This is a genomic window from Metabacillus litoralis, assembly GCF_003667825.1.
Lineage (GTDB): Bacteria > Bacillota > Bacilli > Bacillales > Bacillaceae > Metabacillus > Metabacillus litoralis_B.
This window is the reverse complement of the sequence record NZ_CP033043.1, coordinates 5,178,262-5,190,654: the sequence shown is the minus strand read 5'-3', so window position 1 is coordinate 5,190,654 and position 12,393 is coordinate 5,178,262. Positions and strand designations below refer to the sequence as shown.

The 12,393-nt window shown below is 34.1% G+C and carries 10 protein-coding genes; 2 read left to right on the top strand and 8 right to left on the bottom strand.

What is annotated here, in order from left to right; all coding sequences use genetic code 11:
* Positions 1-267 precede the first annotated feature (267 nt).
* Positions 268-1,413 carry a rod shape-determining protein RodA gene (gene rodA / locus D9842_RS25405; RefSeq protein ID WP_121664860.1) on the top strand — a complete coding sequence of 382 codons (1,146 nt, stop codon included), beginning with the start codon at positions 268-270 and terminating at the stop codon, positions 1,411-1,413.
* A gap of 40 nt (positions 1,414-1,453) precedes the next feature.
* On the top strand, positions 1,454-2,578 hold the full coding sequence (gene ftsW, locus D9842_RS25400) for a putative lipid II flippase FtsW (RefSeq protein ID WP_121664859.1): 1,125 nt from the start codon (positions 1,454-1,456) through the stop codon (positions 2,576-2,578).
* A gap of 165 nt (positions 2,579-2,743) precedes the next feature.
* On the opposite strand, the gene D9842_RS25395 is transcribed toward ftsW, so the two are convergent.
* The 8 genes from D9842_RS25395 to D9842_RS25360 form a co-directional block, all read right to left on the bottom strand.
* Positions 2,744-4,282 (bottom strand): glycine betaine uptake BCCT transporter, encoded by a 1,539-nt coding sequence (locus tag D9842_RS25395; protein ID WP_121664858.1) that lies wholly within the window; start codon positions 4,280-4,282, stop codon positions 2,744-2,746.
* 549 nt (positions 4,283-4,831) lie between these two features.
* Positions 4,832-5,233, bottom strand: coding sequence for a type VII toxin-antitoxin system HepT family RNase toxin (hepT, locus tag D9842_RS25390; protein WP_121664857.1), 402 nt, complete (start codon positions 5,231-5,233; stop codon positions 4,832-4,834).
* Positions 5,223-5,630, bottom strand: a complete 408-nt coding sequence (mntA, locus tag D9842_RS25385) for a type VII toxin-antitoxin system MntA family adenylyltransferase antitoxin (RefSeq protein ID WP_218975597.1) — start codon at positions 5,628-5,630, stop codon at positions 5,223-5,225. Before mntA ends, hepT begins: the two co-directional genes overlap by 11 nt.
* Positions 5,631-5,790: 160 nt before the next feature.
* Positions 5,791-7,119 carry a pectate lyase family protein gene (locus tag D9842_RS25380; protein WP_121664855.1) on the bottom strand — a complete coding sequence of 443 codons (1,329 nt, stop codon included), beginning with the start codon at positions 7,117-7,119 and terminating at the stop codon, positions 5,791-5,793.
* A 28-nt stretch (positions 7,120-7,147) separates the two neighbouring features.
* A complete protein-coding gene (locus D9842_RS25375; RefSeq protein ID WP_121664854.1) occupies positions 7,148-7,480 on the bottom strand; it encodes a cupin domain-containing protein in 333 nt (110 codons plus the stop codon).
* Between the two features lie 15 nt (positions 7,481-7,495).
* Positions 7,496-8,653 carry an oligogalacturonate lyase family protein gene (locus tag D9842_RS25370; RefSeq protein ID WP_121664853.1) on the bottom strand — a complete coding sequence of 386 codons (1,158 nt, stop codon included), beginning with the start codon at positions 8,651-8,653 and terminating at the stop codon, positions 7,496-7,498.
* Between the two features lie 316 nt (positions 8,654-8,969).
* Positions 8,970-10,514: a response regulator gene (locus D9842_RS25365; protein WP_121664852.1), complete on the bottom strand. Its 1,545-nt coding sequence runs from the start codon at positions 10,512-10,514 to the stop codon at positions 8,970-8,972.
* Positions 10,507-12,300, bottom strand: coding sequence for a sensor histidine kinase (locus tag D9842_RS25360; RefSeq protein ID WP_257535950.1), 1,794 nt, complete (start codon positions 12,298-12,300; stop codon positions 10,507-10,509). The genes D9842_RS25365 and D9842_RS25360 overlap by 8 nt, the downstream gene beginning before the upstream one ends.
* Positions 12,301-12,393: the final 93 nt, after the last annotated feature.

Genomic DNA, 12,393 nt, shown 5'->3' with positions numbered 1-12,393 from the left:
CGTTAAGATGCTCATGTTAACCTTTACTCAATTAATTCAAAAAGGTTTGTTGACAAAAGTAAATCTATTTCGTTGACATTTTGTCAACACTCTTTTATAGTGAAACGTGCTTATAGTCTATTATTTCCTATGATCATCACTTACTTGCATTTTGTGATCAACTTTATGAATCTACATTAATTACTAGTCTAGCGTTACTTATTGTTTGGCGATCTACTTTCAAGAAAAAATATTGTAATAGTTTAATGAAAAAAGGGCTGAATAGTTTTGAAACAACAAGAAAACCAGATTGATTACTACTTATTATTTATCTTATTTGGATTATTTATTTTTAGTTTGTTGGCAGTGTATAGTGGCTCGGGTCAGTATCAAACACATGATCCCTTTTACTTTGTGAAGAGACAGGCAATATGGTATGTCATTGGAATAATTGTCATGGTAAGTGTGGCTTCATTTGATTTTGAACTTCTTGAACGAATGGCTAAACCTTTATATGTATTTTGTATCTTTTTGTTAATTATCGTCCATTTTTTCGGTACATACAAAAATGGTTCACAACGTTGGATCAATTTAGGGCTTTTTGAGTTACAGCCCTCTGAATTTATGAAGGTGTTCTTAATCATATTCTCTGCAGCGATCTTAAATAAATCCGATAACGAAAGACTTTCATTTAAGGCTAGTATACCGATCACCTTAAAGTTAATTCTCATTACTATTATCCCCTTCTATTTAATTCTAGTTCAGCCTGATTTAGGGTCTGCTCTAGTCATCGGAGCCGTATTCTATACTTTACTAATTGTTTCACGAATTTCCTATCTCATGATCCTTTTTTTATCTGCTAATATTATGGGATTCATTTTTTTGTTAGTTTACCTACACAATCATTTTTTTAGTGTATTTATCAAAATTATAAAACCTCACCAATTAGATCGGATATATGGCTGGTTAAGTCCCTATGAATATGCATCTAGTTTTGGTTATCAATTGATACAAGCAATTCAAGGTATAGGGTCAGGTCAGCTTACCGGAACAGGGTATAACCAAGGAATACAAGTACAAAGTGGAAGAATACCTGAAGCACATACAGACTTCATTTTTTCTGTTATCGGGGAAGAATTTGGATTTATTGGAGCTAGTATTTTTATTAGCTTGTACTTCTTATTAATGTATCGAATTATCAAGATTGCTATCCATTCAAATAGTGTTTATGGATTTTATATATGTATAGGAACTGTTGGGCTATTAAGCTTTCAAACATTTCAAAATATAGCAATGACTATTGGTATGATGCCGATTACCGGATTAGCCCTGCCGTTTGTGAGTTATGGAGGAAGTGCACTGCTAACCAATATGATTGCGATTGGATTAGTTTTAAGTGTCAATATTCGAACAAGAAATTATATGTTTAGTTAAGCATGAATTCATATTAAAACCGATACAAGTAGGTGGTTAAATGGTCTTAAAATATTTTAGAAAAGTAGATTTTCCATTATTTTTTGCTTTTCTTATGTTATGTATGTTCGGGCTCATCATGGTTTATAGTGCGAGTTACCCAATAGGAATAATTAAATATCAAGATCCTACCTATTTCTTTTCAAAACAACTTCGGTGGTTTTTGATAGGTTCTATTGTTTTTATTATTAATTCAATCTTACCCTATCGATTGTATGGAAAACTTAGCCCTTTATTCGTCATGCTCTCAATTATGTTGTTATTGTTAGTGTTATTTCCAGGTATTGGAGTGGAGCGAAATAACTCTCAGAGATGGATTCAGCTTGGGATATTCGTTATACAGCCCTCTGAAGCTGTCAAACTACTAATGGCTATCTACTTCGCCTACATTTATGCTAAAAAACAAACTTACCTGCATGACTTTAATAGAGGTGTTTTACCTCCGCTTTTTGTTTTGGCATCTGTTTTTCTATTAATACTAAAGCAACCGGATTTAGGAACAGCTACTTCCATTCTTCTCACCTGTGGTATTATTCTTTTATGTTCTGGTGTGAGGAAAATACACTTGTTTATTTTAGGCAGTTCAGCACTAGTAGGTGTGAGTTTTTTTGCTATAACAGCACCATATCGTTTACGAAGACTAATGTCCTTCCTAAACCCTTTTGATGACCCACTAGGTGATGGATACCAATTAATACAGTCCTTTTATGCAATTGAATCCGGAGGGGTGTTGGGAAGAGGTTTAGGTAATAGTATCCAAAAGCTAGGATATCTTCCTGAAGCTCATACAGACTTTATTATGGCTGTTATCTTGGAGGAACTAGGCATATTTGGATTATTATTCGTAACGATTTTATATTTATTTATCATGCTTCGTGGGGTATCTACTGCAAGGAAACATACAAACGCTTTTCCTAAATTATTAGCTATTGGTCTTACTTTTCAAATCATGATTCAAGTAATTTTCAATTTAGGTGCTGTTTCAGGGTTAATCCCTATTACAGGGATAACTCTACCTTTTATCAGTTATGGTGGTTCCTCACTAGTATTCATGTTATTTTCAGCAGGCATATTGGTGAATTTATCTTCAAGTGCAAGAGACAGTAAAGGTCAATTTTCTTTATAAGTTTACTTATCTCATACAATAAAAAAGCTTCAATTCTTTTAAACTGAGAATTGAAGCTTTCTACTTTATACCCTATAGAATTAAGAATGTAACTTGAAATTATGTTTATTTTAGCTAACAGCTGATCAAAGTAGCCTTCTTAAGGTGGTACATTATTAGACAACATTAACTTATTATTTGACTACTCGTTGGTTCTCTTTTCTTCTTTTCCTTTATTTTTACTCTTTTTTCAATTTCCTGATGGGCTGCCTTATAAAAGGAAGCACACATCAGGATCATCACGACAGAAAACGGAAGAGCAGCAATAATTAGCATATTCTGCAGCCCCTGCGTGCCGCCAAAGTAAACAATTATAGCTGCCATCGCAGACATTGCAAGTCCCCAAGTGACCTTAACCGGATTTGCCGGATTAATTGATCCCCCTGTACTTAACACCCCTAGAACAAATGTTGCTGAATCAGCTGATGTGATAAAAAAGATCGCAATAACGACTATTGTTAAGAATGCCATAAAATCTCCAAGTGGGTAATGCTGGAGAACCCCAAATGTGGTGGTTTCAAGAGAATACTTAGAAATAGCATCAATTCCATTTTGCTCGATATTCAAGGCGGATACACCGAATACAGCAAAAAAGATAAAGCAAACGAGTGCCGGGACAATAAGAACACCTAATAAAAATTCCTTAACAGTTCTTCCCTTAGACACACGGGCGATAAAGATCCCTACAAAAGGTGCCCATGAAACCCACCATGCCCAATAAAAAATCGTCCAGCCATCAATCCACGAACGACCATCTTCATTTAGTGGAGAAAGACGGAAACTCATATCAAAGAAATTGGTAATATATCCACCAAGTGTTGTTGTAAACATATTCAGGATATATAGTGTTGGACCTACAATGAACAGGATTAACAGAAGAGCAAACCCCAGACCCATATTGATATTACTCAAATATTTTATCCCTTTTCCAATTCCTGACCATGCTGAGAAGATAAACAGTACGGTTGAAATGGCAAGAATTAATAACTGCATCCCATAATTGTTTGGCGTATCAAATAGATAAGCTAATCCACCGTTAATTTGCGCTGAACCGAAACCAAGAGTGGAAGCGACACCTACGACTGTAGCGAAGATTGCAAGAGTATCAATTAATTTCCCCAGCATACCACGCATTCTTCTTTCGCCGAATATAGGTATAAGTGTTGCACTTATTAATCCAGGATATCCTTTACGAAACTTAAAGTAAGCTAAAACTAACGCAACAACGCCATATACTGCCCAGGCGTGAACTCCCCAATGAAAAAAGGAATATTGCAGCGATTGTTTGATCGCCTCATCAGAACCAGGTTCAAATCTCGGCGGACTTTTAAACGCATGAGAAATAGGTTCAGCAGTCGTCCAAAAAACCAATCCCATCCCCATTCCTGCACTAAATAACATCGCGAACCATGAAAGTTTACTAAATTCCGGTTTTTCATCTTCTTTACCCAATTTGATTTTTCCAAACCTGGAAAACATTAAATATATACAGAAAGCTAGTAACAACATGATGAGTAATAAATAGTACCACCCAAAGGCTTCTGATATATACGACGTTAGATTTGACGTCAAAGTCTGTAAATGCTCTGGAGACACCGCTCCCCAAACAACTAGTACAACACAAATCGCGAGTGCGTACCAAAAAACTGAACTAACTTTGTTCACAAATTTTCACCTCATATGATATTTTCAACTATTAATTATGTCCTAGCTTAAGATATATCGCAAATTTTTCTAGATTAAGATGTTTATAAATAAACATAAATCAGTATGTTTATTACAATTTTCTTGTTGAACTCCAGCTCTCTATAGAATTTTTCTATCCTTACCGCTCATATTGACTGCATATTAATACAAATTGCAATAAAATTTCTAATCGTGGTAGAAAAGCTTAATTTGGAGAGACATATTTGCAAAAGCTTCCTTATCAGGAGGGAAATCAAATGAAAAATTGATATGATAACTCTTACCCTTTCTTAGTTATATTCAAACTACATATATTGAAAAATAGATTTAGAGTAGCCTTTAAAAAAATGATAAGTTTTTTGTAAAGAGATCATAATAGTATGCACCAACATTCGCACTGTGCATAAATCCATTCCAATTACTATAGGTTCATAGATAAAAAAATAAAAACGTCTCACCTACTTTTGTAAAAAGGAGGTTTATGACGTTTCATTTGCATCCGTTTTCTCAAAATAATAACAGTACTATTTATCGTAATAAGGTTTTAGTATAGTCCGTGAAATCTAGTAGATGTTCTTCTACAATTTTTTGTAAGATAACTAAGTTTATCTCTTGGTAATCATGGACAGCAATATTTCTAAATCCTACCATTGCTTTCATTCTTTGTTCAAGGGAGGGAGTAATGATATTTGCCTTTTCCAGTAATGTAAAAGCTTCTCGACTGCTTTGTGGTAAACCAAGTTTCTTTTCAGCAACTATATGCATTGCCAAATCAATACTTGCTTCACATGCACGTTGCAGGTTGAGTATAATAGAGTCTTGTTTTGTAAAATTTTTTAGATTTTCTGGGTTATTTTCATATTCTTGACAAACTCTCTTTACACATCGTTCAATTATACTTATCTTATTCAAAACAACGTCATTCTTCATGGAAAACAGACCCACTTTCCTCTACTTTATCAATAATACTTTGCCGTTCTTCATTTAATTTTGCATACATTTTTAAGGTCATCATTTCAAAATTCATTCTAACTTCATCATTTAAACAGTAGATAACCTTACCTGTACTAACAACTTGACTTTGAAATACAGTTGAAGCTTTCCTTAAATCAATTAAATCTACATCAATATTTATTTTACTAGCTAGTTCTTGAGCTAACATAAAGGTCTCGTATTCATCCATCTTTTGGTTAGAAAGATATGCTATATCAATATCACTTTTCTTACTCGCTGTTCCTTTTACTGTCGAACCAAATATGTAAATTAAATTTGGAGAAATCTTTTCTACTAGAAAATTTCTTATTTTTTCCTGAATTTTACTATCCAATTCAAATACCTCCAATATTTGGCTTGACTTTATTATAACAAACATCTATATCCTTATGTATATCCAACACAACAGAGATAGAACTACCATTAATTAAATATTCTTCCAAGCACTCAAAAAACCCGTCAGCATAGCTGTACGGGTCTTCTAATTTAGGATATTAATCTACTTTCCCTACACCCGCTTTTGCCTTTACAAGGGCAGGAACAGCCTGGGTTGGATGAAACTTCGTGTATAAGGATGGTTTCCAGCCTACATTTTCATTTAATTGCACTTCATTTCCTTGATTATGGGCTTTAACTAGGTCTACCCTATTTGTCTTGCTAGTTCCATTTATGAATGTACCTTCTTCATAGATAGATGTTCCTTTCCAATAGTGAATAATACTAGCAGGATCTACATCATAATCAAAGTTGAAGAAATTGTTTTCTGCATAAATTTTCGATTCAACTCCTACGCCTAGTGCATAATCGAATTTGTAGTCAGAGTTATTTGTAAACTCATAATAGTTGTTATAAACGTGTACCTCCCCATATCGTACTCGGGGTAAACGCTGAGTTAGATTTTTGAAATAATTATGGTGGATTGTTACTTTTAACTTTTCCTTGTCTGTCGTTCGGCTGTCACTCGACCCAATTAACATCACTTTATCGTGATCTTCAAACTTGTTATACGATATAGTCACATAGTTTGAACCGTTCGTTACATCTAACAATCCATCATGCTGTTGGTAGGTACGGCCAAAATATTTTCCAAAAGAAGCGTCTGTATGTTCTCCGTCAGTAAATGTATTATGATCGATCCATACGTTTTCAGTTCCATTGGTGATCGATACATTATCATACTCAGAATTCCACTCACCATATGTTCCATCTGTTGGATCCCATTGTGGAAAGAAGTCACGCGGTGCTTCAAACTCTATGTTGCGTATAATGATGTTTTCCACTCTACTTAAGATAAGACTTCCCCCAATTATCTTGGCATCATTGCCAATTCCGATGATCGATGTATTTGAACCAACATTAATAACAATTTGTTCCTTTTGTTTTTGTTGAGCCCCAGCACGTGCATCCTCAAGATTACCTTCTACTTCCTCTTCATAACCCCATGTTTCAGGATGATAAGCCTCAAGGTAATCATTAAAATCATACCCTGTCCCATTAGCATAGTATTCTGGTCCAACTAAATTATTATGTTCATCTACATTAAGCTCGATTGTTCCTTTTACATAGATGATCTTCGGTGTAAGATTCTGACCGTTCGTCTTATTGTCACCGCCTAGTGCTCGAATCAATTCTTCTCTATTTGTTACAGTATAAATATGATGTTCATCAGCTTGACTTCCACCTGTTGTCCCATTTCCATAAGAGGCCCAGCCATCCTTTGATTGCAAAACTTCTTTTCCTAAATCGTTTGAAGCAGCCGACACGGAAGAAAGACCAAAACTGAATAAAGATGCTGCTAACATTGTACTAATTGCCTTTTTCATAGATTACACCTATCCCCTCTGGTTTCGTTTACTTTTCTTCTAAAAAGTCTTCGCGCTGTGGTGTAAAAACGTCTAAAATAATGCAATCGTCCTCAAGAGCTTTTACACCGTGAAGTGTGTTTGCTGGGATGTAGACACTGTCTCCCTTTTCAACAATTTGGACATTTCCATTCAGATTAAACTCAAAACTTCCCTGAATGATATAACTCACCTGTTCATGAGGATGAGAATGGTTGCTTCCAACAGCATCTTTTTTAAAGGCTACCTCTGTCATCATCAGGCTTCCTCCGTAGCCTAAAAGCTTCCGTTGTACCCCTTCATCTACAGAAATAGCCTCAATGCTTTTTCCATATTTAAACATAGTATCACTCCTTATTTACTTAGGTAATTCAATTAAGTAAAGATTACATGCTCCTTCGCGGTCAGAAGTAAATAAAATCAATTCATTGTTCCAGCTGAAGGTAGGATGGCAGTGAGTTTTTTGAGTGTTCCAACTCGTATTGTGAGAAAATAACGTTTTAATGGTCGCCTTCTCTCCTGATAAATCTATTAAAACTAAATCATCGACTTCATCACCAATTAACAGGGTATTGTTATAATTGCTATGATAGTGATTGCAGTAAAAAGGCAAATCTATTTGTTTAATTAAGTTTCCTTTATCATCGGCTAATCCCACAAATGGAATCTGACCCGATAAAGGTGCATTCTGAATGGTTGCCTGTGTTTTATGAATCGTAATCGTACCATCATGACCTTTACGGCGATTATCAAAAAAGATTTTCCCATCACTGGTCCAGAATTCATGGCCGATACAATCATCTTCCCCTTGCCTATAAAGGGGCTTAGGTGAACGTGAACGAAGATCTAATAGCCAAATCCGTTGATGAACAAGATTCCACGGTCCCTCATGACAAAATATTGCCAAGCTACTATTTATTGGAGAAAACTGAAAATGCCCAAGCCAATGGGTATCTTCAAAAACATCAAAAACCTCTTTCCCATCCATGCTGATCAATGTAATCCAACCTTTTTTTATTCCATACATTGTTTCTTTAAAGCCCTTATAATTAGCCCCTCTTTCTATCGGAACAACTTCATTCCGAGCCATACCAACATACCTTTTATCCGCAGAAATATGAGGGTGTCCTAATTGAATACCTAGTTTTTCTTCATAAAGCACTGTGGTTTTGAGTGTTGAAATCTCTATCTTTTTAAGTGAATTTCCTGTTACATATACGACTATGTCACCATCAGGAGTTTTCGTATGAAAGCTGGGGGTGATGCCCTTTAATTCATCCGTTAACTGCTGCATTTTCCCATTACTTAAGTTCATTTTAAAAAGATTATAGACTTCAGGCCATTCAGATGAACGATCCGATAAAAAATAGATTTCTTGATCACCCTTACAAAAAGAGTTATCAGTAAAATAAAAATGGAAGTTATTAGAGCCATCAGATGTTAACTGTTTAACAATGTTTCCTGTCTTTTCATCAAAAAACTCCTTGATTTCTGAAGAAAACTCCTTGCCAATCATTTTATTCCCCCTTCCGTTATGGTTAGAGTTTAATCTGGCTTAGAGAAAAAGAAAGTCCGAAAGAGTTACAATCGCATCACCTCTGCTTTCCATCAGTAAACTTCATTTTAAAGGAAAACGCTTACATTTTATATTCAATATTTTAAGATGATTGTTTAGTATTTTTATATATTCTTTAAAAATAAACAGCGAATTATGTTTGATTACCTTAAGGTTGAAAAGCTTCTTCTAAACTAAAAAAACATCAGCAGGAAAGACTAATTGGTTTACATTGACCAACTTCTCTTTCATAGCTAATGTTCTTTACTTAGTCATTTTATTTAAACTGCTTTTTATACTCGGCAGGAGTATAACCAGTGAATTTTTTAAAACAAATACTAAAATATTGTGGGTTGTTATAGCCGACTTTTTCACATACTTCATACGTTTTTATATCAGCTTCTCGCAATTCTTCCATCGCTTTCTTCATCCTTATTTCCAACAAATAGTCTCCAAAATTAAACCCTTTTTCGAGTTTAAATAAATTGCTTAAATATGGAGTGCTAACATGGATATACTCAGCAACTTTTTTTAGTGTTAACGTACTATCATGGAAATGTTGCTTGATATATTTAATCGCTTGGTCAACATGGCTAAAGTGATTTTTATCATCTTTTTTATTCATTTCTTTGCGCCATTGAAAAATAAGGCTGTTAAGAATTTTCATCATTTCTGAAAGGGTTTCCATTTTGAGGATATCTTGATAAACGTCAGATGTGTTAAAGCTCTTTAGCTCCTCTTGTTTCCACTTCTCAACTTCAAAAAAGAGCATCGTACTAAACTTTAAAGCAAGGATTTTTAAATCAGTTAATGGCAATGACTTCCTTTCAACAATTGCTTTATTTAGTTGATCAAGTGCCTCACTTACCTTATCAGGTATACCTAATTTAATCTGACTTTCTAACTCTGATTCTAGCTCTTTTAAGCACTCTTTTTCTTCTTTACTTGATACGGTATCTTCAAAAGAAAAAACCTTACCTTTTCCCATAATATGTTTTAAATCCATCGCTAATCGGGTTTCTACTAGAGACTTTCCGATTTCAAATACATTTGGGTATGATCGACCAAGCGTAATTGTGACAGCATCTTCTACAAAATTTAAGGACTCAATTATCTTTTGAGCTAACTGTCCTTTCCTTACATCACCTTCATCTTTTAGTGATAAAAAAACAGTACACTCATTTGAATCAATTCTTACTACACTAAAACTTCCATTTGAGAAAAGAGAGGAACTGATATCTATGAGGCTTTTTTTCCTTTCTTCATCTAAACGAATAGAAGAATGAATAAGAATAGCAGCATAATATGGTCCCTCTAGTTCAACTCCTAACTCAGCTAATTCTTTCTCCACGTCTATTCGCTGATCTCCATCATTTATCAGCCTTTGAAAAAATTTTTGTTGAAGATATGGCAAGGATTCTTTGATTTTCATTTCTTCTCTCGTCGCCATTTCCCAATCTGACGCTGCTTCTTTGGCTTTGTTAAGCAATTGCTCTGAATCGACTGGCTTTAATAAATAATCAAACGCTTTGAGTTTTATAGCTTGTTGAGCATATTTGAAATCTTCATATCCTGATAGAAAAATAATTCTTGTTTTCGGACTAATTTCTTTTATTTTGTTCCCCATTTCTAATCCATCCATAAATGGCATATTAATATCAGATATGACAACTTGCGGCTGCTCTTTTCTTATTAAATCGAGTGCTACCTCGCCATCTCCTGCTTCCCCTGCAACAATAAAACCATGGTCTTCCCATTTGATTGACTGACAAATTCCCCGCCGAATAATGCGATCATCTTCAACAACAATCAACTTATACATTCTCGTTCATCTCCCCTTTTGTTTTGGGAATAATAATACTCACCACTGTCCCTTTAGCAGGCTCACTGGAAATCGATAAACCGTACTCTTTTCCAAAGTGAATTTTAATACGTTCATTCACACTTTTTAGTCCTATCCCAATATAACTCTTTTTTTCTTGAAAGGAAGCTTCCATTTCTCTTGAAATTTCTATTAATTTTTCTTTATTGATTCCATTTCCATTATCAGCAACCTCTAAGCAAATCGTTTCATCTGTTTGAAAACCCCTAATTATAATCTTACCTTGACCTCTTTTTTGTTTAACACCGTGGTAAATAGCATTTTCAATTAGCGGCTGCAATGAAAGTTTAATAATGTTATATGATTGAATTTCTTGATCAATGCTAACCTCGTAAGAGAAGTCATCACCATAACGCATTTCCTGAATGAATAAATAATGCTCAATATGTTCAATCTCTTCCTTAATAGAAATAATCTCTTTCCCCTTACTTATACCGATCCGGAAAAAGCTTGAGAGAGCACTTACCATTTGACTAGCATCCTTATTAAGACCCATATCACATAAACCTTTAATTGAATAAAGCGTATTATAAAGAAAATGTGGATTAATTTGGGCATGCATAACAGCAAATTCTAATTGCCGTTTTTCCTCCTGCTCTAATCGGATCTGATCCATTAATGTCTGAATTCGGTAAAACAATTCTTTAAAACCTTTATGAAGAATTTTCATTTCTTCCGGACCAGATGTTTCATCATAAAATTCTAGGTTTTTTTTATTAATTGTGCGCATGTGTTCAGCCATTTTTTCAAATGGTTTTGAGATATATTTACCAACTAAGCTTGTTAAAAATATTGCACTTACAACCATCATTAAGATAAAAAAAACAGTGGAATGTTTAATATAGTCTACTTTATTTAAAATTTCATTTTCAGGTACGACTGCTGCTAATTTCCAATTATTCGCCTCGATTGTATCATAAATCACAATTACATCTTCTCCGGTAGCGCTTTCATAAGTGAATTGCCCGCTCTCTTTTTTTGTATTCTGAAGAGAAGAAAGAGTTTCATGATCTAGTCGATATTCCTTTTGAACAACTTTAGATTCATAATTACCATTTGGACTGATAAGGGTGAGATAGCCATTTTTTCCAATTAATGATTTGTTCAACACCTGTTCAAAAAACTCGTCCCGTAAATTAAATAGTATGATTCCTTTATCTGCTGTTTCAATTAATCTAAATACTGACATCACTTGATCATTTGTATTAAATATTTGATCTTCATGGATATTTCTCCAATAAAACCCCTCTTTGCTTCCATTATATTGTTCAAAATATTGATCATATGGAACAAACGGGTTAGAGGAATGATCACTATGATAAAGCAAAAACTCACCTTGATTTAGATCTATTAGGACGGATTCAAGTATGACATTATAGCGGGAATATACAAGCTGTAAGCTCCTGTCAATCTCTACATAATACTCTGGTTTAATTTCTGACTCTATCATGCCAACTAAGTTTAAAATTCTTGGATCACTAGAAACAGAAACTAGTTGCTGAAAAACATCCGAAAGCATATAATCCAAATAATTTTTTGTTTGGAAAATCGTATCATTTACATTTTTATATGCATTTTCTTCAATTTGTGCGGTGGCAAGCATAGATGATACCCATCCCGAAACGGATATAAAAATAATAATGATAGGTAAATAGAGAGTGTTAATCGTGGATTTAATCGAGTATAAAAGATATTTTCGAATAAAATTCTTTATTTTTATAATCATCACATATGTTCTCCTATAAAAACAAAAATAGAAGTCAGACTCTCTTCTACTTCAACAATAACCGATAATATGTATGCGGTAAACAAAATTTTC

Bases quoted from the DNA above. Each gene is read 5' to 3' on its own strand.
- hepT (WP_121664857.1), bottom strand. From the start codon at position 5,233: ATGAAGAATGACGTTGTTTTGAATAAGATAAGTATAATTGAACGATGT.
- D9842_RS25375 (WP_121664854.1), bottom strand. From the start codon at position 7,480: ATGTTTAAATATGGAAAAAGCATTGAGGCTATTTCTGTAGATGAAGGG.
- D9842_RS25380 (WP_121664855.1), bottom strand. From the start codon at position 7,119: ATGAAAAAGGCAATTAGTACAATGTTAGCAGCATCTTTATTCAGTTTT.
- D9842_RS25365 (WP_121664852.1), bottom strand. From the start codon at position 10,514: ATGTATAAGTTGATTGTTGTTGAAGATGATCGCATTATTCGGCGGGGA.
- D9842_RS25360 (WP_257535950.1), bottom strand. From the start codon at position 12,300: ATGATTATAAAAATAAAGAATTTTATTCGAAAATATCTTTTATACTCG.
- D9842_RS25370 (WP_121664853.1), bottom strand. From the start codon at position 8,653: ATGATTGGCAAGGAGTTTTCTTCAGAAATCAAGGAGTTTTTTGATGAA.
- ftsW (WP_121664859.1), top strand. From the start codon at position 1,454: ATGGTCTTAAAATATTTTAGAAAAGTAGATTTTCCATTATTTTTTGCT.